The 26,363-nt window shown below is 36.9% G+C and carries 19 protein-coding genes; 8 read left to right on the forward strand and 11 right to left on the reverse strand.

From position 1 onward, the window contains the following. Positions 1 to 93: 93 nt before the first annotated feature. Positions 94 to 1,092 (forward strand): YihY/virulence factor BrkB family protein, encoded by a 999-nt coding sequence (locus tag OVA16_RS00785; RefSeq protein ID WP_267763040.1) that lies wholly within the window; start codon positions 94 to 96, stop codon positions 1,090 to 1,092. A 197-nt stretch (positions 1,093 to 1,289) separates the two neighbouring features. Here OVA16_RS00785 and OVA16_RS00790 read toward each other — a convergent pair whose 3' ends face one another. The 4 genes from OVA16_RS00790 to OVA16_RS00805 all read right to left on the reverse strand — a co-directional run bounded on the left by OVA16_RS00790 (position 1,290) and on the right by OVA16_RS00805 (position 5,421). Next, positions 1,290 to 2,045 carry a response regulator gene (locus OVA16_RS00790; RefSeq protein ID WP_267763041.1) on the reverse strand — a complete coding sequence of 252 codons (756 nt, stop codon included), beginning with the start codon at positions 2,043 to 2,045 and terminating at the stop codon, positions 1,290 to 1,292. Beyond that, entirely contained in the window at positions 2,020 to 2,715 is a 696-nt protein-coding gene (locus OVA16_RS00795; protein ID WP_267763042.1) for a sensor histidine kinase, read from the reverse strand. The genes OVA16_RS00790 and OVA16_RS00795 overlap by 26 nt, the downstream gene beginning before the upstream one ends. Next, positions 2,687 to 3,421, reverse strand: a complete 735-nt coding sequence (locus tag OVA16_RS00800) for a hypothetical protein (RefSeq protein WP_267763043.1) — start codon at positions 3,419 to 3,421, stop codon at positions 2,687 to 2,689. The genes OVA16_RS00795 and OVA16_RS00800 overlap by 29 nt, the downstream gene beginning before the upstream one ends. Before the next feature lie 125 nt (positions 3,422 to 3,546). Beyond that, entirely contained in the window at positions 3,547 to 5,421 is a 1,875-nt protein-coding gene (locus OVA16_RS00805) for a DNA topoisomerase IV subunit B (protein WP_267763044.1), read from the reverse strand. 309 nt (positions 5,422 to 5,730) lie between these two features. Here OVA16_RS00805 and OVA16_RS00810 point away from each other — a divergent pair, with 309 nt between their 5' ends. From OVA16_RS00810 to OVA16_RS00840, 7 genes are all read left to right on the forward strand, one after another. Next, the gene (locus tag OVA16_RS00810) at positions 5,731 to 7,080 is read left to right on the forward strand and encodes an APC family permease (RefSeq protein ID WP_267763045.1); all 1,350 of its coding nucleotides are present in this window, start codon (positions 5,731 to 5,733) and stop codon (positions 7,078 to 7,080) included. Positions 7,081 to 7,128: 48 nt separating this feature from the next. Beyond that, entirely contained in the window at positions 7,129 to 8,292 is a 1,164-nt protein-coding gene (locus OVA16_RS00815; RefSeq protein ID WP_267763046.1) for a trans-sulfuration enzyme family protein, read from the forward strand. 108 nt (positions 8,293 to 8,400) lie between these two features. Continuing rightward, positions 8,401 to 9,141, forward strand: a complete 741-nt coding sequence (locus tag OVA16_RS00820; RefSeq protein WP_267763047.1) for a hypothetical protein — start codon at positions 8,401 to 8,403, stop codon at positions 9,139 to 9,141. Positions 9,142 to 9,337: 196 nt separating this feature from the next. Continuing rightward, positions 9,338 to 10,273, forward strand: coding sequence for a DUF6892 domain-containing protein (locus OVA16_RS00825; protein ID WP_267763048.1), 936 nt, complete (start codon positions 9,338 to 9,340; stop codon positions 10,271 to 10,273). A 259-nt stretch (positions 10,274 to 10,532) separates the two neighbouring features. Beyond that, complete coding sequence (locus tag OVA16_RS00830; RefSeq protein WP_267763049.1) at positions 10,533 to 10,835, forward strand: hypothetical protein; 303 nt, start codon at positions 10,533 to 10,535, stop codon at positions 10,833 to 10,835. 61 nt (positions 10,836 to 10,896) lie between these two features. Beyond that, complete coding sequence (locus OVA16_RS00835) at positions 10,897 to 12,741, forward strand: DUF262 domain-containing protein (RefSeq protein ID WP_267763050.1); 1,845 nt, start codon at positions 10,897 to 10,899, stop codon at positions 12,739 to 12,741. 791 nt (positions 12,742 to 13,532) lie between these two features. Continuing rightward, a complete protein-coding gene (locus tag OVA16_RS00840) occupies positions 13,533 to 14,783 on the forward strand; it encodes a DEAD/DEAH box helicase (protein ID WP_267763051.1) in 1,251 nt (416 codons plus the stop codon). Positions 14,784 to 14,817: 34 nt separating this feature from the next. Here OVA16_RS00840 and OVA16_RS00845 read toward each other — a convergent pair whose 3' ends face one another. From OVA16_RS00845 to rpoB, 7 genes are all read right to left on the reverse strand, one after another. Further along, positions 14,818 to 15,546, reverse strand: a complete 729-nt coding sequence (locus OVA16_RS00845) for an acyl-CoA desaturase (protein WP_267763052.1) — start codon at positions 15,544 to 15,546, stop codon at positions 14,818 to 14,820. 77 nt (positions 15,547 to 15,623) lie between these two features. Beyond that, entirely contained in the window at positions 15,624 to 16,121 is a 498-nt protein-coding gene (locus OVA16_RS00850) for a phosphoheptose isomerase (protein ID WP_267763053.1), read from the reverse strand. Positions 16,122 to 16,188: 67 nt separating this feature from the next. Next, positions 16,189 to 16,875 (reverse strand): Pr6Pr family membrane protein, encoded by a 687-nt coding sequence (locus OVA16_RS00855; protein WP_267763054.1) that lies wholly within the window; start codon positions 16,873 to 16,875, stop codon positions 16,189 to 16,191. A 28-nt stretch (positions 16,876 to 16,903) separates the two neighbouring features. Then, positions 16,904 to 17,215 (reverse strand): DUF3467 domain-containing protein, encoded by a 312-nt coding sequence (locus OVA16_RS00860; protein ID WP_138729004.1) that lies wholly within the window; start codon positions 17,213 to 17,215, stop codon positions 16,904 to 16,906. 60 nt (positions 17,216 to 17,275) lie between these two features. Further along, positions 17,276 to 18,016 carry a hypothetical protein gene (locus OVA16_RS00865; RefSeq protein WP_267763055.1) on the reverse strand — a complete coding sequence of 247 codons (741 nt, stop codon included), beginning with the start codon at positions 18,014 to 18,016 and terminating at the stop codon, positions 17,276 to 17,278. A 90-nt stretch (positions 18,017 to 18,106) separates the two neighbouring features. After that, positions 18,107 to 22,393: a DNA-directed RNA polymerase subunit beta' gene (gene rpoC / locus OVA16_RS00870; RefSeq protein WP_267763056.1), complete on the reverse strand. Its 4,287-nt coding sequence runs from the start codon at positions 22,391 to 22,393 to the stop codon at positions 18,107 to 18,109. Positions 22,394 to 22,480: 87 nt separating this feature from the next. Next, positions 22,481 to 26,284, reverse strand: a complete 3,804-nt coding sequence (gene rpoB, locus OVA16_RS00875; protein ID WP_267763057.1) for a DNA-directed RNA polymerase subunit beta — start codon at positions 26,282 to 26,284, stop codon at positions 22,481 to 22,483. Positions 26,285 to 26,363 lie beyond the last annotated feature (79 nt).

Here is a 26,363-nt window from a genome sequence, read left to right on the forward strand (position 1 = left end):
GATTGAAGAAAAGAATGGTTGAATGAGTAAACGTACCGGGCGCTAACGCTCCAACGCTCTAACCTTAACACATTTAACCTTACAATTTTACACATGAAAAAAACACCTCAACAAATAAAATCATTTTTAGTACATACCTACCACCTTTTTATAGCGGCAGGCAAAGGTTTTATGGAAGACCGAGTAATGAAACTCAGTGCCGCCTTAGCTTATTACACCATTTTTTCGCTTACGCCGCTCATTATCATTATCATTTCATCAGCTTCGCTTTTTTTGGGCGATAACATGGATCCAAACACCAAGCTCTTTGGTGAAATAAGCGAAATGATTGGAGCAAATGCAGCCAACCAACTCAGAACATTTGTAAACAATGCCAACCTTTCTGGCAAAAGTACCATGGGTTTAATTATTGGCATAGGCACATTAATTATCGGTTCTACCGCCATTTTTATAGAAATACAAGATAGCATTAACCTGATATGGAAAGTTAAAGCCGTGCCTAAAAAAGGTTGGAAAAAATTGATTACCAACCGTCTGCTTTCTTTTTCACTGATAGCATCCTTAGGTTTTCTACTGTTAGTTTCGTTAGTAATTAATAGTGTAGTGGTGGGTATTGGCGGCAAACTAGATGTTTATGCCTCAAAAATCGGTATAGAAGAGGTGTCTGAATGGCTAATGCTTATTGTAACCAATGCTTTAACTTTAGCGGTAGTTACTACCATTTTCGCTATCATTTTTAAGGTATTGCCAGATGTAAATTTAAAATGGAAACCAGCTTTGGTTGGTGCATTGTTTACCGCACTCCTATTTAGTTTGGGCAAGTACGTTATCGGTATCTATATCGAAAAAGGAAACCCAGGATCAGCTTTTGGAGCTGCCAGTTCTATCATTGTAATTTTGGTGTGGATTTACTATACTTCTATCATTTTATACTTTGGTGCAGAGTTTACCCAAGCTTATGCAGAAAAGTTTGATACGGGGATTACACCATCTAAATATGCCGTACACTTAAAAACCATTATAGTAGAGAAAGAGGTTAAAAAGTTACCACCGCAACACCCCGAAGATACCATAGCACCAGAGAAAGAATAAAAAAGAGGCTGTCTCAAATTCGCTCGTCATCTCGAACGCTAGAGAGAGATCTCTTTTTAGAAGTAGCATTTCTAAAAGAGATTTAGCTTCGTTGATTTTCAATTTACTTCGTAGCCCTTTGGTTCTCCTCCTTTGATCGTCGAAATGACGCCGTTATTTTACTGTTCAGACAATCTATTTTTGTGCAATGCACTTATCTATAGCGTTATATAATCCGCTATTTTATCTATCAATTCTTTTTCTGAGTAAGGCTTTAACACCAGCGCATTCATACCAGATGCCAAATACTTATCCCTATCCTCTTCCATCACATTGGCGGTAACACCCAAAATTGGCACGTTTGATTTGCTATTATCTTTTTCGCTCCTAATTAAACGGGTAAGCTCTACACCACCCATTACAGGCATTTGCACATCTGTTAAGATTAGGTCGTAATGGTTTTGCTGAAACAACTGGAAAGCTTCCGCACCATCATAAGCTGTATCGGTAATGATATTATATTTTTTCGCCACGGTTTGCGCCAATAACACATTCATCTTGTTATCATCAACTAATAAAATTCGTTTACCGGCTAAATGAGATATATCGGCTATAACCAAGCTTTTTCGTTTACTGGCACTATCGTAACAAAACTCATAAGGTATCTCAAAAGTAAAGTTAGAACCTTTGTTAATTTTACTGCTCAAACTAATTTTACCTCCCTGCAACTCTACAATTTTTTTACAGATGGCCAAACCTAAACCCGTACCCTTTTGGGTATTTCTAGTGGTAGAGTAGTTTACCTGCGAAAACTCATCAAAAATAACTCCCGCATCTTTCTCCTCAATACCAATACCCGTATCAATTACCTGTACTTTTAATATCGCTTTTTTCTTAGAACTAGCAATTATTTCGGCTTTTAGCGTAACCGATCCATTATTGGTAAATTTAATGGCATTGCTTAACAAATTCATCACTACTTGTTTTAATCGTAACAGAATCGCCTTGTAGCATCGTTTTACTATCAAAGCTTATCTGTTTTTCTAGCAACAAGCCCTTTTTAGAAGCTTGTATGGCTATACTGTTAAACACTTCGTTAATGGCATCTGCCGGAGCAAAAGATACTTTATCAAAATTAATTTTGCCAACTTCGTACTTCGAGAAATCAAGAATATCATTTACAAGATCAAGCAACAATTCTGAAGAAGTTTTAATGGCATCTACTTGCTCTTTTTGCTGTTCAGATAAATTGTCTTGACTAAGCTGTTCAGAAAAACCAATTACAGAATTTAATGGTGTTCTAATCTCGTGGCTCATATTTGCCAAAAACCTGCTTTTAGATTGCGCATATTGCGATACGCGTTGGCCGTAGTCAATTAGTTCGTGTTCGTTTCTATAAATTCGCCATAAGTTGAGCAAAATGATAGTAACTAACATAGACAAAAGCACAAAAATTATCACATAAATTTTATTGATGCTTTTAAAGGTATCGTCCATATCAAAATGGATGTTCTTTTTGGTTTCAGCAACAAAATCTAGCTCTTTATTTTTGAAACTCTGTAGCAAAAAAACAATTTCGTTAATGATACGAGCATTGATGCGCAATATTTCTATTTCATTTTTTTCTAAGGATTTTATTGGCATTATACAAATTGCGGAAATAATTGTTGATGTTCCTCATTTGCATTTTGTTGTAATTTCGGCTAGAGAGAGAAGTATCTAAAGTAATTTCCTTTTTTACCAAAACAGCATTGGTATCCACCTGCCGTTTTTGCCTCGAAAAGGCATCGGCCAGCCTACCTATCAGCCCTTTTTCTTTAATTTCTTGCTTAGGTTTAATGGTATCAATGGTAATCATCGTCTTAAACCTACCTTGGGTAACTTCCATTCCCTTGGTCCAAGTACGCTCTTTAACCGTATCAATACCAGCAGTAGTAAACATTAAACTATCTGTTAGTTGCTTTAAAGCTAAATAAAGTTTTGTCTTAATTTTTTTCTGGTCTACCAGACCTTTAATATTATTTGAATAGTTTTTTGTGTTTTCCTTAATTTTTAAACTATCTAATATGGAAGAAACCTTAATAATTTCTTTAGAGAACTGTTTCATATAGGCTACATTTGCTGTAGCTTCAAATAAACGGCAATTATTATCCGCCTTATATAGTGCTAAGATGCAGGTATCTAAACTAGAATAATCACTTTCTATATTATTAAGCTCGGTTACGCTGTTAGAAAGTACATTAATTTTATCATTTCTGATATAAAAGAAGATAGCTGATATAAAAAGAGCTAAAATTAAGATTACGATAAGTCCATAACGAGAAGAACTCTTTTTGGTGTTGATTGTCATGCGTTAATACAAAAAACATTAAAGCCTTAAAATCTGCTTTAAGATAGGTTAAAAATGTTTACAAATATAATTAAACCTATGGATAAAAAGGCATTACCAACAAAAACCTAAAAAGGCATTGCTTTTTAGGCTATTTCCAATTCTTCTATTTCTTTTTCTTGTCTATCAACCTCATCTTTTTCTATACGCAGGTTTCTGATGATATGTTGTTGCCTATCTGGTGTATTTTTACCCATGTAGTATTCCAACAAGCTCTTAATGGTTTGCTCCTTTAAAATTACTGGATCTAAGCGAATATCTTTTCCAATAAACAAACCAAACTCATCTGGAGAAATTTCTCCCAAACCTTTAAACCTTGTAATTTCTGGCTTTCCACCTAATTTAGAAATGGCATTTTTACGTTCTTCATCGCTATAGCAGTAAATAGTTTCCTTCTTATTTCTAACCCTAAAAAGTGGCGTTTGTAAAATGTAAACATGGCCTGCCTTTACCAAATCTGGGAAAAATTGCAGAAAGAAAGTCATCATCAATAAACGAATGTGCATGCCATCTACGTCGGCATCGGTTGCAATTACAATATTGTTGTAATGCAGGCCTTCTAACCCATCCTCAATATTTAAGGCATGTTGCAAAAGGTTAAACTCTTCGTTTTCGTACACCACTTTTTTGGTTAGCTCGTAACAGTTTAAAGGCTTACCTTTTAAAGAAAATACCGCTTGCGTTTCTACATCTCTCGATTTTGTGATAGATCCCGATGCAGAATCTCCCTCGGTAATAAACAAGGTAGTTTCGTGCCTACGCTCATGGTTAGTGTTAAAATGCACCTTACAATCGCGTAGTTTTTTATTATGCAAGGATGCTTTCTTGGCCCTATCGTTCGCTAGTTTTTTAATACCAGCAATATCTTTGCGCTCACGCTCCGATTGTTTAATTCTGGCCTCAATCGCATCAGCTACTTCTTTGTGCTTGTGCAAATAATCGTCTAACTCTTTTTTCAAGAAATCGTTAACAAAGGTACGTACCGTTTGCCCCTCTGGCGCAATACGTTCTGAACCCAATTTGGTTTTGGTTTGCGACTCAAAAACCGGCTCTTGCACACGTATGGCAATGGCTGCAATAATAGAGGCCCTCACATCTGAAGCATCATAATCTTTGTTATAAAACTCTCTAATAGTTTTTACTACCGCCTCTCTAAATGCCGCTTGGTGTGTACCGCCCTGCGTAGTGTACTGCCCGTTTACAAACGAGTGGTAATCTTCGCCGTATTGCTGGCCGTGGGTCATGGCTACTTCAATGTCATGCCCTTTTAGGTGGATAATTGGGTATCTAATTTCCTCAGGCTTATTCTGTTTCGAAAGTAAGTCGTACAAACCTCTTTCCGAGAAATATTTTTGATTATTGAAATTGATGGTTAAACCCGTATTTAAGAACACATAGTTCCAAATCATGCTTTCTACAAAATCAGGAATGTAACGGTAATTCCTAAAAATAGTTTCATCTGGATAGAAAGTAATCGAAGTACCATTACGTTGTGTGGTATCAATCTCTGGATGTTCTGTAACAATCAATCCTTTACTAAACTCTACTCTTTTAGTTTTACCATCACGGTAACTTTGCACTACAAAATTGGTAGAAAGCGCATTTACAGCCTTGGTACCTACCCCATTCATCCCTACCGATTTTTGGAAGGCGTTGCTATCGTACTTTCCACCAGTATTCATTTTAGAAACGCAATCTATCACTTTACCCAAAGGGATGCCCCTACCGTAATCTCGCACAATTACCCGATGATCGCTTAAACTAATGTCAATAGTTTTACCAGCGCCCATCATAAACTCATCAATAGAGTTATCTACAATTTCTTTCAGCAGTACATAAACCCCATCATCGGGTGCAGAACCATCGCCCAGCTTACCGATATACATGCCCGGCCTACGGCGAATATGTTCTTGCCAATCTAAGGATTTAATACTGTCTTCGTTATAAATTGGTTCTGCCATAACTCTGTTGTGTGTAGATTCTTGATTGAGATGCCAATCAACATTACAAATTTAATCATTTACGGCCGCTTTTTCAGGCTAGATTTCCACATTTACACAAATCTAGCACCTTACATTGTATTTTTTTGAGGATGAAATTGTTCAGCAGCTTTTTATTATTAAATTGGGCTTCTAAACAGCTAGACTGAGATATGCCGTCATGCTGAACTCGTTTCAGCATCAGCTTAACAGATCCTGAAATAAATTCAGGATGACGAAAACCAGAAAACTGGCCAACACAACCTAAACCACTAACAAACTAAAACTCAAATGAACCCAGAGAAAAAGCAACTGTCCCTGTTCGATCTATCTATGATTGTAGTGAGCCTAGTGATAGGCATGGGAATTTTCCGTACCCCTGTAAACGTGGCGGCAAAAGCCCAAATCCCCGAATTGTTTTTCTTAGCGTGGATAGTGGGCGGCTTTGTAGCGCTCTGTGGCGCCCTCACTTATGCCGAAATTGGCTCTCGCTTCCCTGTAACTGGCGGTTATTACAAAATCTTCTCTGTTTGCTACCACCCCTCTATCGCATTTGCCATCAATTGCATTATTGTAGTTAGCAATGCAGCTTCTGTTGCTGGGGTTTCTTTAATTGGTGCCGAATACTTAAATAAAGCACTTTTCCCTGTAGAAATGCAAACTAACGACCATCGTATACTTATTGGTTTAGTAAGCATTATCATCTTCTATACCATTAACCTAATGGGGCTAAGAACCAGTTCCAGAACTCAGAACATCTTAACCATTATTAAACTAGCAATGGTTATTACGCTGATTTGTGCTGTATTTTTTGGCGGACAAACACCACAGCTACCTTCTGTTTTTAGTACAACAAGCGGTTTACCTGCTACCTGGAGCGATTACGGAAAAGCACTGGGCATTTGCTTAATTGCCGTTTCATTTAGCTTTGGTGGCTACCAGCAAACCATCAATTTTGGTGGCGAAGCTAAAGATGCCAAAACCGTTATTCCTCGTTCTATTTTAGTCGGACTTGGAATTATCATCACTTTGTACATGGCTATTAATTACGCCTACGTAAAAGTAATTGGCTTCGAACAGCTAAAATCTGCACAGAGTATCGCTGCAATTTTAGCAGGACAGATATTTGGCCCTACTGGTTTTACCATTCTGTCGGTTCTCATATTTTTATCGGTTTTAGGCTATGTAAATGTGAATTTACTAAGCAATCCAAGAGCCATGTACGCCATGGGAGAAGAGGGTGCACTACCGAAAGTATTTACCCGAAAAACAAAGAAAAATGATGTAATGGTAGTGAGTTTAACGTTATTTACCATTCTCGCCATTATTACCCTGTTTTATGCGCAAACCTTCGATAAGATTTTAAACTATACCATTTTTATGGACGGTGCAGGTATGATTTTCTCTGCGGCAACCATCTTTTACCTGCGTAAAAAAACAGCGCACTTAGACAAAAGCACCATCTACACTATGAAATTGTATCCGCTGATGCCGCTCATTTTTATTGCAGCATATTTGTTTGTGGCCATTAGTATTTACAACGACGATTCGGAAGCTGCTTTAAATGGTATTTATATTTTCCTTGGCTTCGTAGCCATCTATTTCATCCAAAGATTTTTTAATAGAAAGAAAACTGTATAACGCATCGCAAACTTTTAACTTTTGACTTTATACTTTTAACTTAACAAAGTGGATATCTCCTATATACTTAATGAGCTTGGCGAAGACCGAGAAAACTACTTCAATGCCATTGCTCCGCCTATTATCCAAACCAGTAATTTTAAATTTGACACCGTTGAGGATTTTCGCAATGCTTTGGCAGACGAATACCGAGGCAATTTATATTCTCGTGGTTTTAACCCTACCATTGATATTTTAAGAAAGAAACTTGCTGCACTTGATGGAGCTGAAGACGCCTTAGTTTTTGGAAGTGGCATTGCGGCCGTTACTATCCCGGTTTTGGCTTTATTGCAGCAAGGCGATGAAGTGATCTGCGTAGAAAATCCCTACAGTTGGACGATCAAGCTCTTTAATGATTTGTTACCGAAGTTTGGCATCCGCACCACTTTTGTAGACGGCAGCCACACTGATGCAATAGAAAATGCCATTACCTCTAAAACCAAATTAATTTACCTCGAATCGCCTAATACTTTTAGCTTCGATGTACAAGATTTAGAAGCCATAGCCAACATAGCAAAAGCCAAAAACATCATTACGATGATTGATAACAGCTATTGTTCGCCACTTTACCAGCAGCCTATTGCGTATGGAATTGATTTGGTAGCACAATCGGCAACTAAATACTTGGCAGGCCATAGCGATGTGATAGCTGGCGTAGTTACAGGGAAAAAAGAACTGCTCAAGCGCATATTTGAGAAAGAATACATGAACATTGGTGCCTCTGTAGCACCGCAAAATGCTTGGTTGCTGCTTAGAAGTTTGCGCACTTTACCTATCCGTTTAGAAAAGATAACAGCAAACGCCAACAAAGTAATCGAATACCTAGAACAGCATCCTAAGGTTAAGAAAAGCTTACTTCATCCATTTAATAAGAACAGCAAGCAATTAGATTTAGCTAAAAAGCAGATGAAAGCTTGCGGTGGTCTTTTTAGCATTGTACTTAAAAATTCGAGTTTAGAAAAGATAGAAGCATTTTGCAATGGCTTAAAACATATTTTGATGGCTGTGTCCTGGGGTGGATACGAAAGTTTAATTATCCCTGCTTGTGCTGGCGTTAGCAAAGCTGATTTTGATCTTAATAACCCAAGGCACGTTTTAATTCGGGTTTACGTTGGCTTAGAAGAACCTGAATATTTGATTAGAGATTTGGAGGGAGCTTTGGAGAAAATCTAGGCCTAAGTTGCGCAAATCCAACCAAAATTGGTTGGATTTGTGTAGTTTTATTACGCATATATATAAGTTATATGCTATGGTAGGACAACACACAACAACGAAAGGACAATGACGAAAATATTAGCATACTGCTTTGACAAATGGTGGCGACCTGTTCTTGTGTTTGGGCTGACAGTTTTAATTATGGTTTTGTGTGAGTTGACAAATATCCACAAACTACAAGACTACTCTTTTCTGTTATTTGTACTTGGATTTTTAGGACTAATCATTTCGACAATATATCAGTTAGTAAAAAGACGCTGGCGTTTTGCAATCTTGACCACAACAATTATTGGAGTTTCATTGGTTGTATTTTTCTTTTATTCAATAGCCTTGTTTTGGAAAGACCAATCAATGCCGGATACATACGCTGACAATTTAAAAATTCCGACAAATCTAAAAATTAACGAGCCACTTGACCAAACTGAACCAACCAACATTGCAGACATTGACTTTTACATTTACAACTCCTTTCAACCAGGACTTTATTCATATGCTGTTTGGACGAAAAAAATTGAGAGTGGTTATTGCTATTTAAAAGCATTTGAAGTTACACACAACGACCCTTTATCAGCAGACAGACTTAAAGAAAGAAGTAAAATAAAAGTTTTTAATTCAAGTGATACGACAGCAAAGTTTGAGATGACTGCAAGAAAAGGTTATAGTGCAGAAGGTGATTTTACTATTTATGAAGGAGATTGGGGTAAACCTTATGCAGCAAGATTTGAAGTTTGGTTTGTTCCCGACAACGGTGGGAAAGAACGAAAACTAATTGAAAAATACTATAAAATTGAAGGATGGCAACGGTGACGGATAAAAGAACCACAGCATATAACATCGGTTTGGCAATATGGCGGCTGAAGTGCTTCTATGAAACATTTGTGCAAGGTTCAACGGTTGTAATTCTATTGAACTTTTGTGCTAAAAATCCGCCACATCGCCAAGCCGAAAAACGTTGTGTGCAATTTTACAGAGCCACTAACCAAAGACACAAACAAAGAAAAAAATGGGAATATTCGACAAACTATTTGGAAGTAAAATAGAAAACCAAAAACCTATCGAAATTGACTTTACTAAAAACGGAATTGTTTTAAACGGACGAAATAACCAATTGCCAGTAAAAATTTCAATTTTAAACGAAATTTTTGGAGAACCAGAAGAGGTTAAAACCGAAACCAATTTTCTGTATATTTGGCAGGACAAGGGAATAAGAGGATTTTCAAAAGACAAAGAAAATATTTTCGAAGTAGATATTCAAATTATACAACTTGGTCAAAACCAATTTTTTCCACGACAACCCTTTTTAGGCAGTTTAAAAATTGAAGGAACCGATTACAAGAACTTCGTAAAAGTATCGCAAAATGATTATCTTTTTAAAGAGTATAAAATTGGAAATTCAGAAATTCAAGTCAGATTGACTAAAGAAGAACCAAAATTAATTCGCTCAATTTCAATTGACATACAAGAAGAGGAAGAAGAATTAACTCAAAAAAAGGATTATAAACTCAAAAAAATATCTGGAGAAAAAATCGAATTTAAGGATTTCAATTTCAAACTTGCGATTATCGAAGAGCTGATGTATAATAAAGAGCTTTTAAAACCAAAATTCGATGTTTATGAATTTGCAGAAATAACAAAAATTAAAGGATTTAGCGCTACAGAAGGTGGATACGAGCCAATCCCCGAAGTTGTCGAATACTTCAAAGCATTAGAAATTGACAAAAAACTTGCTGAACAAGTAACTGAAATTTACCAAGATGGTGGAAATGAAATTTATGTGAATGTTACACCACAATGGGACGGAGAAGATGATGTATTCAATATTCAATCCTTTGACGACATTAAACACTTTCCTAATTTAAAGAAAATGACTTTATTTGAAACCGACAGTAAAGTTATCGAAGAACTTAAATCAAAAGGAATTGAGATAAAACCATTATAAAAAAACTGCACACAACAAGGGTTTTGCAATAGTGGGGCGAAACTGCAAAGTTCAACGGTATTTCTTCGATTGAACTTTTATGCAAAATTGAAGTTTTGTGCTTTGATTGCCCCACCATCGCAAAGCCCCGAAACGTTACCTGCTATGTTAGAACGACCGCACAGAACGACACGTTTTGACCGACTGAAAACCGACATTTGCAGAACTAACGGGGAAAGCTGAAAACCGACCAGAGTAAGCACAAAAAACCAAAATCTATATGAATATTTTACAAATCAAAAGCGGTAAAATTGAAATCCGCAAAGACAACGGTTCTTTAGTTAGGACAATCGGAAATGGTGATGCAATTTCCGCAGACTTTAATTCTGACCAGTCATTAGTTGCAATCACAACTGTAAAAGGAAAGGTTGAAATTCGTAAAGATAATGGCTCTTTAGTTCGAACAATTGGCAACGGAGATGCAACGAATGCAAGATGGCACGGTTCAGACATTGCTATAACAACGACAAAAGGGAAAACCGAATTGAGAAAAGAAAACGGCTCACTAATACGAACTTTATAAGTAAAAATCATAATTCAAAGGTGGCTTCGCCACCTTTGATATTTTCAAGCACATAGATTATATGGAGAAAAAGACATTATCGAATATTTTAGAGGGAAAAATTTTTCAAATTCCCGATTACCAAAGAGGATATGCTTGGGAAGCAAAACAATGGAAAGATTTTGTACAAGATATTGACGCATTAATTGATGACAAAATAATTAGCCATTATACTGGAACTATTGTTATTTATCAGCCAATTGACAAACCGACAGAAAACTATGGCACAAAGAAACTTGAAATAGTTGATATTGTTGATGGACAGCAACGACTAACAACTTGTAGTCTTTATTTATCAATTATTCTAAAAGAACTAATAAATGTTAGCGAGGAAGATTTTACAACGGAAATACCAATTTACTTACATTCGGGAAGTAAAAGCAAACTTAGGCTAAACAATGATACTGCTGATTTTTATTTAGATTTAGTTTCTAAAGGGGTTAGTAATATTGAACCGAACTCGGTTCATCAAAAGAGAATTTATGAAGCATATTGTTTTTTGAAAAAGCATATCGAAGAACAATTAGAAATAAGAGCAGAGAAAGGCGAAGAATATTTGAAAGATTTGTTTGACGCTATAATTCGAAAATTAAATTTTTCATTTTATCCAATTGAAGTAGAAAGTGAAATAGGGATGACTTTTGAGTTAATGAACTCAAGAGGAAAGGATTTATCATCTATGGAACTGCTCAAAAACTATTTGATGTATTGGGTTTACAGAAATATTCAAGATATTTCAGAAAAAGAAGATTTCACCAAAACAATTAACAAAACTTGGAAAGAAGTTTATGTAAACATTGCAAAATGTAATGGTAGTGAAAGTCAATGTTTACGAATTGCTTGGACTTTGTTCGTTAATTATACACCAAAAAATTGGGATGGTTACAGCGGTTTTAAATCAGATGATGTAATTCCTTTACGAAATTTTTTAGTTAAAAGTAAAGAGGAAGTAAAGAGTTTTCTTTTACAATTTGTAGATGGACTTGCTTTAATTTCTAAACATTATTCGGCAATTCTTAAATCTAACAATAGTGCATTTGATGAAAACGAATTAAATCTATTGACTAAAATCCGAAATGCAGGAAATATTGCCAATTATCTTCCATTAATGGTTGCTTCTAGAATTAAACGTGAAAATAACGAAACTTTAAATGAGGAATATATTGGACTTTTAAAGTCACTTGAAATGTTTTCATACAGAGTATTTCTTTGGGAAGGAAAACGAAGTAATGCTGGATTATCAAAATTCTATCGTTGGGCTGATGATATTTTTGCTTCAAAACATTCTTTACAATCTGTTACGGAATGGATTTACGGCACAATCAATTGGTATTCGCCAGAAAATGGTTTCCGAAAATCTCTAACTGAAGATTTTTTCGAGTGGTATCATCACAGAAGATTATTAAAATACACACTTTTTGAGTTTGAACTTTTTCTATTGAAAGGCAAAAACAAACCAAAATTGAATTGGGAAGATTTAACCGACTCTACAATCGAGCATATTTTACCCCAAAATCCAGACGTAAATTCAAATTGGATTTCTAAATGGACAGACGAAGAACGAAAGAAATTTATACACGACATTTCAAATTTAGTACTGACAAAAGATAATTCACGATACAGCAATTTTGAATTTGAAAGAAAAAAAGGAATTGCAGGTTCAGGATACTCTTACTCAAATTCAGACATAAGACAAGAACGGAAAATTGCGGAATTTGACGATTGGACACCTGAAAACCGAAGTATAAGAAGAAAGGAATTAACAAGTTGGATTATCGGAAATTGGGGTATTGACAGACATTTTCAAGCACCGACAGACGACATAATTGAGGACGAAGAAGAACCGATTTTTAATGACATCGACTAACAACACAGCAGGTAACAGGCGTTTGGCAAAAAAGCGGGTTCAGTGCATACTTGAAGCTTTGTGCTTCGTATCAAGTTCAGTGCTGGCAGACAGTTTAGTGCTTCGAAATCCGCTTCTTCGCCAAGCGCCAAAACGTTAGGCAACATTTTAAAATGAACATTTTCAACAGAAAGGCAAAAAAGAAACATATCGAACAATTCGAACACAATGTGGCTGAATTGTTAGAAACTGCAATGCCTCAAATTAACACAGCAATTGGACTTTCCAAAATTTATGGAATTAGTTTTATGCACAAGCCGAATGGGATTTATATTTCTCGCGGATACAACACCCGCTCTTCCAGATTTGTAATCTGGAAGCCTATCGAAGGATTTGTAATCCTTAATACATTACAACATATACTAATTCGCGATTACCAATTACGAACAGCAGATTAAAGCTTTGACAAACTTTTAGCCACTTTGCAAAAGTTTATCAAAGCTCCGTGTTGTATTGCAATCGCTTCGTTTACCAAACCCGATTGCAACGGCAGCCCCGAGAGAGCGTTTGCGAACGCGGGCTACAGTGTAAAGCGGGACCGCAATTGCAATGAAACACTGCCAATCATTTCAAAAAAATCAACAAAACCGCTATCCAATAAATTTCTGTATATTTGCCACTCGAAGCTGAATTTCTTTAATCATTAAAGCAACTCGCAAGTTAGTCCTTCTTAAAAAATGATTGTTCTAGCTTCTTCGAATTTTAAAGTGTGATACATGCACTTTTTAATTTTTACTTTAAACTTAGAAAAAATGTTATTTTCAGAATTGAGGCTTATTGAGCCTATATTAAAAGCTGTTGAATCCGAAGGATATCAAAAGCCAACTCCCATACAGGAAAAAGCTATTCCTAGCATCTTAAAATTGAAAGATTTATTGGGTTGCGCACAAACTGGAACTGGTAAAACTGCCGCTTTTGCGATACCGATGTTGCAAATTTTGCACATGCGCCATTTAAAAACCAATAAAAAAGCAATTAAAGCATTGGTGTTAACGCCAACAAGAGAGCTTGCTATCCAAATACAAGATAGCTTTAACGCTTACGGCAAAAATTTACCAGTAAAAAATTTAGTTATTTTTGGAGGTGTGGGCCAGCAACCACAAGTAGATGCACTTAGAAAAGGGGTAGATATTTTAGTGGCTACGCCAGGCAGGCTACTAGACTTGATGAACCAAGGCCATATTAGCCTTAGCGACATCGAAATTTTTGTGCTAGATGAAGCCGACCGTATGTTGGACATGGGTTTCATCCACGATGTGAAGAAAATTGTAGCCAAACTTCCTGCTAAAAGACAAACGTTATTTTTCTCGGCAACTATGCCTCCAGAAATCGAAAAATTGGCTAATGCCATATTGCAAGATCCTGTGAAAGTAGAGGTTACTCCGGTGTCTTCTACCGCAGAAACCATTAACCAATCGGTATATTTTGTAGATAAGCCCGACAAAAGAAAATTACTAAAACACCTTTTAGACGACCTTAAAATAGACCACACGCTGGTTTTTACCCGCACAAAACACGGCGCAGACCGTATTGCTAGAGATTTAGCAAAAGATGGGATTAAAGCGGCGGCTATACACGGCGACAAGTCGCAAGGGGCAAGACAAAGAGCTTTAACAGAATTTAAAGATAGAAAACTTAAAGTTTTGGTAGCTACTGATATTGCTGCCCGTGGGATAGACATAGATGAGTTAAGTTATGTTTTCAACTACGATCTGCCAAACATCCCAGAAACTTATGTGCATAGAATTGGACGTACCGGCCGAGCTGGCGCTAACGGAACAGCGATTTCTTTTGTAGACGCCGAAGAAAATGAATACCTGCTTGACATTCATAAGCTGATTAAACGTACCATTCCAATTGTAGAAAACCATCCGTATCCGCTAAGCTGGAAAAGCATGTTGGCCAACAAGGAAGTACAACGCAAACCGCAAAAAGATTCGAAAGGGAATGCGGCTGGCAATAAGAAAAAGGTTTTTAAAGGTGGCGGCAATAAACGCCGATAAAATAAAAAGCTCCCAAAAATTTCGGGAGCTTTTTTTATACTTTTCTAATTTTAATGATCCTTAACCAGTGCATTACTTTCATCATTGGATAAGTAGGATCAAACTCCCACCATTTGGTAGCAAAGTTTGGCGAATTAGGTTTCTTATGATGGTTATTTTGAAACAATTCTCCCATCAATAAAAAATCCCAAGGCAAAGAGTTTTTACTATGGTCGTCATTATCATGATTTGAGTAACCATACTTATGCCCACACCAGTTAACAATAGCACCATGAATTGGCCCCATTAAAAAGTGGATAGGCAGTAACAAAAACATCCACCATTGTGTAGCAAAGGTAATATAAAACCAAATGTAAAATGCGGCACATGCCAATCTCCACAACCACGAATCTCCAATTCTATCAATAATTGGCCACTCGGGGTAATTACCTCTAAATGCTGGCTCTGGTTCTATTTTATGCAACAAATAAGCCAAATACATGTTCTTGGTGGCAATCATCATCCCAAAAACATCCTTAAAAAAATGAGGAGAGTGTGGGTCTTTTACCGTATCGCTGTAAGCGTGGTGCATACGGTGCAAAATAGCGTAAGCTCTTGGGTTTAAAAACGAAGAGCCTTGCGAAATCAATAAAATAAGGTAAAAAAAACGCTCCCAAAATGTATTCATCTTAAACATTTTATGCGACGAATAGCGGTGGAGGAAAAAAGTTTGGCTAAACAATGATAAAAACCAATGTGCCAAAAAGAAAAATAAAATGATCATACAAAAATAAAACGAAGTCTATTTCACAATAGTCTTCAAACAAGCTAAAATAGCGCTACTAAGTTACGGATTAAAAATTATCTACCGAAATCGTCTTGAACACGTACAATATCATCTTCGTCTGAAGGGTTTTCTGCATCGGTATGTTGCCAAATCTCAGCCACTACACCCCAATCTTCTAGGCCTATTAAACGGTGGCGCTCGCCTTGGTTTAATTTAATTTGATCATTTGGCTGGTAACGTTTCAATTCTCCCTCTTCATCAGTATGGCTAGTTTTAATGCCTACGGTTCCGGTAACCACTTGCCAAATTTCTGCTCTACGATGATGGTATTGCCAAGAAAGGCGAGCATTTGGTGCCACAATTAAGATTTTCGGGCTTAGCTTTCCCCCTATTTTTAGCGTATCTACATCTAATCCTTCAAAATACGTATCAGCAAATTGCTGCGCCTGCCCTTCATCTATTACGAAAAAACCGCCCCAAGGCCTGGTTTCATCTCTATTTACTACGTTAAAGCCTTCTAGTTTTAAACGTTGCGCTATACTATCAAAAATATCTTTTTTCTGTGCTTCCATGATCCTCAAAAATAGCAGTTACAAATTAAAAAACAACAAGTTGCAACTGCGGTTTTACCAACATACATTAAATAAGTTTCCCCTCATTTACTTTTGCTTTTCGTTTACCAATGGCCACAAATAGAGCAGATAATAAGGCGAACAACAAAGTAATTACCAAACAATTTATTAATACTTTATTTAATCCCAACTCATTAATATTTAGAAACGGATAAGGATAAAAACCAGAAAAGTTACCTCTTACAAGAACAAACACAGTATACAGCAAGGGAAATACAAGCCACAGCCAAATGTTTTTCCATTGCAGTTGTTGTTTAGGTACGAAATAGATCCAGTAGATTAAAAACATAATCGGAACCACTACGTGTAATAATTCATTCAACACCATTGACCAACCCTCTAACACCCATAAAAACCTCAATACGACATTATAAACCAAAGCTACTACGATGATATATACAGCAATGGCTGAAATGACATGCAGTTTGGCAAAAAATGACGCAATTAGCGTAGAGCGAAAAAATAGAATTGACGTGCTACATAAAGCAACCAACAAATTACTGTCTATAGTAAAATAACTAAAAAATCTAATTAATAATTCGCTTTTCGTAGCTGCCCCACTGTTAATATGAAGGTAAAATTGAAAAATCAGTGTAAACCAAGCTATAAAAACTAGCATTGATAGATATACTTTTTGAGATAAACTTAGAGATTTTTCCATAACCGTTACAATTGATAAATACAAAAAAGCCATTCACTTTAGGCGAATGGCTTTCAAAAAATTAAGCTTGTGCTGTTGGTCCGCCAAAGCCCATTGGAAATGGCGTTTCATCTTGTGTTTTGATACGCCCGTGAGCAGCTTCAAATTTATCGATGTTATCTTGCATGGCATGCATTAGCCTTTTGGCATGTTCTGGTGTTAAAATAATTCTCGATTTAACTTTTGCCTTTGGGATGCCTGGCATTACCCTAATAAAGTCTAAAACAAATTCTGTATTTGAATGAGTAATGATGGCTAGGTTTGAAAAAATTCCTTCTGCAATTTCTTCAGATAATTCTATGTTCAGTTGGTTGTCGTTCTGTTGTTCTTCCATATTAACAAAACTAATATTTTAAATTAAAACTCTTAACCTGTTATAATTAAATTACGGTAATTATTGATAGGTATATTCAAATATCAGATAATCATTCGAGATTCCATTATAAGACCTCTCTTGCTTAACGGGTCTATTTTGTCGATCGTACGAGTACTCAAATAGGCTCTTATCCTTACTTACGGCAGCTCCATTTGTATTGAAATGGGTAGTTTCCAGACCAATAATATTATTTTTTGAAAGAAAAAAGCAATCCCACACAGCTATTGGTTCTTCTAAATAAATTAAAGGAATTTGATAAAGTGGATTGACCTTATCGTCACAAGTGATGGAAGTTTCAGTTATTTTGATACCATTAGAATTCTTCACAGTAGCTTTACTTAAGTTTCTTCCATTATATTCATATTCAAAAATATAATCTCTTTTAACAGAAACTAAACGACCCTCGATATCATAGTCATATTGTATGCTTTTACGTGAGTCAAAATTTGCTAGTGTAATTAAGCCGAGCATATTTGAGGTAAAATTTACAACGGTTTCTGAAAAATCGCCAGCTATTTTTGCTTTTTTCAAATATTTCCCTTCATAAATCAGCCTGTAATCCGCTCTTAGAATTCTATCTGGATAGACATGATGGAAACTAAAATAGTTCTCATCATCTTTCGATATTTCAATTATAACTCTTTTTTCAAGTTGGGTTTCTTTTATTTCAACCAATTTGGTTTCTTTTTCGGCTTCCGTCTTTTTACAGGAACCCATAATAAACACAATTAAAATTGAAACCAATAATGTTCTAATCATATGATAAAGATAACATTATGCAAACAAAAAAATCCCTAACGAATTAACGTTAGGGATTTGATTTTAAGTCCCCTTTAAGGGATTTAGGGGTTAAGCTTCTACTTCTTCTTGTTTCGAAGCTAATAATTTATCGTACTCTTCTTGAGAACCTACAATGATACGCTCGTAGCCACGTACACCGGTACCTGAAGGGATCAAGTGACCAACAATTACGTTTTCTTTCAAGCCTAACATTCTGTCTTTCTTACCTGCAATTGCAGCTTCGTTTAACACTTTTGTAGTTTCTTGGAATGAAGCAGCTGAGATAAACGACTTCGTACCTAATGAAGCACGTGTGATACCTTGTAGTACTGAACTTGCAGTAGCTGGTTTAGCATCTCTTACTTCGATCTGTTTCAAATCTTGACGTTTCAATTGAGAATTTTCATCTCTTAATTTACGTAAAGAAAGAATTTGACCTGGTTTTACTGTAGTCGAGTCACCTGCGTCAACAACAACTTTCTTATCAAAGATTTCGTCGTTCTCGATCATAAAGTCCCAACGATCAACAGAATCATTTTCTAAGAAGCGAGTATCTCCCGGATCTTCGATGTGTACTTTCTGCATCATTTGGTGTACAATAACCTCAAAGTGTTTATCGTTGATTTTCACACCTTGCAAACGGTAAACCTCTTGGATACCATTTACTAAATGCTCTTGTACTGCCGCTGGACCTTTAATAGCCAAGATATCTGCTGGAGAGATAGAACCATCTGACAATGGCATACCTGCTTTCACGAAGTCATTATCTTGTACCAAGATGTGTTTAGACAATGGAACAAGGTATTTTTTAACCTCACCATCTCTAGACTCGATAGTAATTTCGCGGTTACCACGTTTGATACCACCTAAAGTTACCACACCATCAATTTCGGTAACAACCGCTGGATTTGAAGGGTTACGAGCCTCGAATAACTCAGTTACACGAGGTAAACCACCTGTAATATCTCGGGTTTTACCAGTAGCACGAGGAATTTTTACCAACACCTGTCCTGTTTGTACAGCATCTCCGTCATCAACAGCAATGTGTGCACCCACTGGAATATTGTAAGTTCTAATTACTTCGCCTTTTTTATCTAATACTCTAATTGAAGGGTTTTTGGTTTTATCACGTGTATCGATAATTACTTTCTCACGGTGACCAGTTTGTTCATCAGATTCTTCACGGAAAGTTACACCTTCAATGATGGCATCAAACTCGATTTTACCTCCAAATTCTGAGATAATAACCGCGTTGTATGGATCCCAAGAAACAATTTTATCGCCTTTAGCAACTTTATCACCTTCTTTTACATATAAAAATGCACCGTAAGGAATATTGTTGTTTACAATTACTTTGTTAGTTCCTGGTTCAACAATTCTGAATTCGCCTGAACGACCTAGAACGATATCAATCACACCATCTTCTGTGGTAGTTTGTACGGTACGCAAGTTTTCAAACTCAATTACACCATCAAACTTAGCATTGATTTGCGACTCGTTGGCAATGTTAGACGCCGTACCACCCACGTGGAAGGTACGAAGTGTTAACTGTGTACCCGGCTCACCGATAGACTGTGCAGCAATTACACCAACAGCTTCTCCTTTTTGAACACGTTTACCCGATGCCAAGTTACGTCCGTAACATAAAGCACAAACACCACGCTTGTTCTCACAAGTTAATACCGAACGAATTTCGACACCCTCTAATGGAGACTCTTCGATTGCTTTTGCAATATCTTCGTCGATATCTTGGCCTGCACCTACCAATAACTTACCATCTAAAGGATTGAAAACATCGTGTAGAGAAATACGGCCTAAAATACGTTCGTATAAAGGCTCTACAATATCTTCGTTATCTTTTAAAGCGGTAGTGTACATACCTCTTAGTGTACCACAATCTACTGAATTCACAATCATATCTTGCGCTACGTCATGCAAACGACGAGTTAAGTAACCCGCATCCGCAGTTTTTAACGCCGTATCTGCCAAACCTTTACGGGCACCGTGGGTAGAGATAAAGTACTCTAATACAGAAAGTCCTTCTTTAAAGTTTGATAAGATTGGGTTTTCGATAATCTCGCCACCAGAACCTGATTTTTGAGGTTTAGCCATCAAGCCCCTCATACCTGCTAACTGACGAATTTGCTCTTTAGAACCACGGGCTCCAGAGTCAAGCATCATGTAAACAGAGTTGAAACCTTGGTTATCTGATGATAATTGGTTCATCACAAACGTAGTTAAACGGTTGTTGATACGTGTCCAGATATCGATGATTTGGTTGTAACGCTCGTTGTTGGTAATGAAACCCATGTTATAGTTGTTTCTTACTTCTTCAACTTCGTTAGCAGCTTGCTCTAATAAAGTATGTTTCTCTACAGGAATGTTTACGTCTTGTAAGTTAAACGATAAACCTCCTTGGAAAGCCATTTTAAATCCAAGTTCTTTGATGTCATCTAAGAATCTTGCAGAACGAGCCATACCAGTCATTTTTACTACTTCACCAATGATATCTCTTAAAGATTTCTTAGTTAATAGTTCGTTGATGTAACCAACTTCTTCTGGTACCATTTGGTTAAATAACACACGACCAACAGTAGTTTCAATTAACTTGTTTACAATGGTTCCGTCTGCTTCTTTAACGTTAGCTTTAACTTTAATCCAAGCGTGTAAGTCTACCCTTTTCTCATTGTAGGCAATAATTACCTCTTCTGCAGAGTAAAAATTCATATCCTGGCCTCTTACTACTCTTTGAGCATCAGTTCTGCGGCCTTTAGTAATGTAATAAAGACCCAAAACCATATCCTGAGAAGGTACCGTAATTGGCGTACCGTTAGCAGGGTTAAGGATATTGTGAGCAGCCAACATCAATACTTGGGCTTCCAAAATTGCAGCATTACCTAACGGTAAGTGAACTGCCATCTGGTCACCGTCAAAATCGGCGTTGAATGCGGTACACACTAATGGGTGTAACTGGATCGCTTTACCTTCTACTAATTTTGGTTGGAAAGACTGGATACCTAATCTGTGTAGCGTAGGTGCACGGTTTAACAACACTGGGTGTCCTTTCAATACGTTTTCAAGGATGTCCCAAACTAGTGGATCTTTTCTATCAACAATTTTTTTAGCTGATTTTACTGTTTTTACCACACCACGCTCAATCATCTTACGAATAATGAACGGTTTGTAAAGCTCTGCAGCCATATCTTTTGGTAAACCGCATTCGTGTAATTTAAGATTAGGACCTACAACAATTACCGAACGAGCAGAATAATCTACACGTTTACCTAATAAGTTTTGACGGAAACGACCTTGCTTACCTTTCAAAATATCTGAAAGTGATTTTAAGGCACGGTTACCTTCAGTTTTAACAGCGTTTACTTTACGTGAGTTATCGAATAACGAATCTACAGCTTCCTGTAACATACGTTTCTCGTTACGTAAAATAACCTCTGGTGCTTTAATCTCGATCAAACGTTTTAAACGGTTGTTACGGATAATTACACGACGATATAAATCGTTCAAATCTGAAGTTGCGAAACGACCACCCTCTAAAGGAACTAATGGACGTAATTCTGGTGGAATAACTGGAACAATCTTGATGATCATCCATTCCGGGTTATTCTCGATATTTGCTCTTGAACCACGGAAAGCCTCTACTACTTGTAAACGTTTCAAAGCTTCGTTTTTACGTTGCTGAGAAGTTTCGTTAGCTGCTTGGTGACGTAGGTTATAAGATAAACTATCTAAATCGATACGTTTCAATAAATCTTCTAATGCCTCTGCACCCATTTTGGCAACAAATTTATTAGGATCTTTATCGTCTAAATATTGATTTTCTTTAGGTAATTTATCTAAAATATCAAGATACTCTTCTTCGGTTAAGAAATCCATGAACTGGATACCTTGCTCGCCCATTAAACCAGCCTGAATTACTACATAACGTTCGTAGTAAATGATCAAATCTAATTTTTTGGTTGGCAAACCTAAAAGATAACCGATTTTGTTAGGTAAAGAACGGAAATACCAGATGTGCGCCACAGGAACCACCAAGTTGATGTGTCCCATACGCTCTCTACGTACTTTCTTTTCTGTTACTTCAACACCACAACGGTCGCAAACAATACCTTTATAACGGATACGTTTGTATTTACCGCAATGACATTCGTAATCTTTTACCGGGCCGAAAATACGCTCGCAAAACAAACCATCACGTTCTGGTTTGTAAGTACGATAGTTGATCGTCTCTGGTTTTAACACCTCGCCACTAGAACGCTCTAGAATAATTTCTGGAGACGATAAGCTAATGGTTATCGACGTGAAATTGCTTTTTAATTTATTATCCTTTTTGTAAGACATACTCTTTAAGGTTAAAGGTCGAAGGCTTAAGGCCTAAGGCGTAGGATTTGGAACCTAACACCTTAAACCTTATACCTTCTACCTCAATTAGTCTAATGTAATATCTAAACCTAAGCCGCGTAACTCGTGTACCAATACGTTGAACGATTCTGGTACGCCTGGAGTTGGTAGGTTTTCGCCTTTAACAATGGCTTCGTAAGTTTTGGCTCTTCCAATAACATCATCAGACTTCACAGTCAAGATCTCTTGTAAAATATTAGCTGCACCGAATGCCTCTAATGCCCAAACCTCCATCTCACCAAAACGCTGACCACCAAATTGAGCTTTACCACCCAATGGTTGTTGTGTGATTAATGAGTATGGTCCGATAGAACGAGCGTGCATCTTATCATCAACCATGTGACCTAATTTCAGCATATAAATAATACCTACAGTAGTTGGTTGGTCAAATTTATCACCCGTTAAGCCATTGTTTAAGTAAGTTCTACCAGAAGCTGGCAAACCTGCTTTAGCAATCCACTCTTCTACCTCATCAGATTTAGCACCGTCAAAAATTGGAGTAGCGAATTTCACACCCAATTCTTTACCAGCCCAAGCCAATACGGTTTCGTAGATTTGGCCCAAGTTCATACGTGAAGGTACACCTAGTGGGTTCAACACAATATCAACTGGAGTTCCGTCGTCTAAGAAAGGCATGTCTTCATCACGTACAATACGAGCAACAATACCCTTATTACCGTGACGACCCGCCATCTTATCACCTACTTTTAGTTTACGTTTTTTAGCTACATAAACTTTAGCCATCTGAACAATTCCTGATGGAAGCTCATCTCCAACGCTAATGGCAAATTTATCACGTTTGTAAGCACCTAGTTCTTCGTTTACACGGATACCGTAGTTGTGCAACAACATTTTAATTTGCTCATTTTTGTCTTCGTCTGTAGTCCATTTGTATGGATTGATGTGAGCATACTCTAAATCAGCTAATATTTTTTGAGTAAACTTAGCACCTTTAGCAATTAAAAGCTCTTTGTAAACATTGTAAACACCTTGAGAGGTTTTACCATTCACAATTTGGAACAATTTATCTACTAACTCGTTTTTAAGATTCTCAGTAGCAATATTATATTTCTTGTCTAACTTCTCAATTGCCGATTTTTCTTCAGCTTTTGTAGTTTTCTTAGCTCTAGAGAATAATTTAGTATCGATAACTACACCTTTAATTGACGGTGGAGTTTTCAACGAAGCATCCTTAACATCGCCCGCTTTGTCACCAAAGATTGCACGAAGTAATTTCTCTTCTGGTGAAGGATCAGACTCTCCTTTTGGTGTAATTTTACCAATTAAGATATCGCCTTCTTTTACCTCTGCACCAATACGGATGATACCGTTTTCATCTAAGTCTTTAGTAGCCTCTTCAGAAACGTTAGGAATATCTGGAGTTAACTCCTCTTCACCACGTTTAGTATCACGTACTTCTAGTTCAAACTCCTCGATGTGTAATGAAGTAAAGATATCTTCTCTAACAATACGCTCGTTAATTACAATCGCATCCTCAAAGTTATATCCTTGCCAAGGCATGAAAGCTACTTTTAAGTTTCTTCCTAATGCCAATTCGCCATCTTCAGTTGCATAACCTTCGCAAAGCACTTGTCCTTTGGTAACTTTTTGACCTTTCTTAACGATAGGTTTTAAGTTGATACAAGTATTTTGGTTGGTTTTTTTGAACTTAGTTAATCTATATGTTTTGCTATCTCCTTCAAAAGAAACTAGACGATCATCGTCATTTCTTTCATATTTAATTACAATTTGATCTGCATCTACATACTCAACTACACCGTTTCCTTCTGCATTGATCAAAGTTCTTGAGTCACGAGCAACGCGACCTTCTAAACCTGTACCTACAATTGGCGCCTCAGGACGTAACAATGGTACGGCCTGACGTTGCATGTTCGATCCCATCAAGGCCCTGTTCGCATCATCATGTTCTAAGAACGGAATTAACGAAGCAGCGATTGAAGTAATCTGGTTAGGTGCAATATCCATCAAGTCTAATTTCTCAGGCTCGATAATCGGGAAGTCACCCTCGTAACGTGCTTTAACACGTGGAGTAGAGAAGTTACCTTTATCATCGTACTGCGCATTAGCTTGAGCAATAGTTTTACCATCCTCATCTTCTGCAGAAAGGTAGATTACATCTTCATTAACAGAAACTTTACCGTCTACAACCTTTTTGTAAGGAGTTTCGATAAAACCTAAACTGTTGATCTTTGCATGAACACAAAGAGATGAAATCAAACCAATATTTGGCCCCTCTGGCGTTTCGATAGTACACAAACGACCGTAGTGGGTGTAGTGAACGTCACGAACCTCGAAACCTGCACGCTCACGAGATAAACCACCTGGACCTAAAGCTGAAAGACGACGCTTGTGCGTAATCTCTGCCAAAGGATTGGTTTGGTCCATGAACTGCGAAAGTTGGTTGGTTCCAAAGAAAGAGTTGATTACAGATGACAATGTACGAGCATTGATCAAATCTGTTGGTGTAAACACCTCATTATCGCGAATGTTCATACGCTCACGGATAGTTCTAGCCATACGAGCTAAACCTACACCAAATTGTGCGTACAACTGCTCACCTACCGTACGTACACGACGGTTTGATAAGTGATCGATATCATCCACCTCTTCTTTAGAGTTGATTAATTTGATCAAATATTTAACAATCGCAATGATATCTGCTTTCGTTAAAACTTTAACCTCATCAGGAGTATCCATTTTCAACTTACGGTTGATACGGTATCTACCCACATCACCTAAGTCGTAACGTTTATCCGAGAAGAACAAACGATCAATGATACCTCTTGCAGTTTCCTCATCAGGCGGTTCTGCGTTACGCAAAGCACGATAGATGTTCTCCACAGCCTCTTTCTCAGAGTTAGAAGTATCTTTTTGTAAAGTATTATATATAATGGTATAATCAGCTTGAGATGCACCATCATCTTTAGATAAAATGATAGTTTTAACACCTGCATCGATGATTAAATCAATATGGTCGTCTTCTAAAACAGTATCCCTGTCTAAGATAACTTCGTTACGGTCAATAGAAACTACCTCACCGGTATCCTCATCCACAAAATCTTCTACCCATTTTCTAAGAACTCTTGCAGCCAGTTTACGTCCGATATATTTCTTTAAACCTGATTTGCTAACTTTTACTTCGTCAGCAAGATCAAAAAGCTCTAAGATATCTTTATCAGAATCGTAACCTATAGCACGCAATAACGTAGTTACAGGGAATTTTTTCTTACGATCGATATAAGCATACATTACGTTATTAACGTCTGTAGCAAACTCGATCCAAGAACCTTTAAACGGAATTACACGGGCAGAATATAACTTAGTTCCATTAGTGTGACGGCTTTGGCCGAAGAACACACCTGGAGACCTGTGCAATTGAGATACAATTACACGTTCTGCACCGTTAATTACGAATGTACCTTTAGGAGTCATATAAGGAATAGTTCCTAAGTATACATCTTGAATAATGGTTTCAAAATCTTCGTGCTCAGCATCGTTACAAGAAAGCTTCAATTTAGCTTTCAACGGAACGCTGTAAGTTAGTCCACGGTCAATACATTCAGGAATGTCGTAACGAGGTGGATCAATAAAATAATCTAAAAATTCTAAAACAAAGATGTTTCTAGAATCAGTGATTGGGAAATTTTCAGCGAACACCTTAAACAAACCTTCGGTATGACGGTTGTCTGAAGTGGTTTCGATCTGGAAAAATTCTCTAAATGATTGCAACTGCACATCCAGAAAATCTGGATAATCGATAATGTGCTTACTACGTGCAAAATTTACTCTTTGGTCGACTTTATTTGCCAAGGGACTAAATTTAATTTAGTTTAAGAATAAACTATTTTTTGGTTTTAAAGGGAAACATTTCATCAACCAAACAAAATGA

The sequence above is a fragment of the Pedobacter sp. SL55 genome (assembly GCF_026625705.1).
Classification (GTDB): Bacteria; Bacteroidota; Bacteroidia; order Sphingobacteriales; family Sphingobacteriaceae; genus Pedobacter.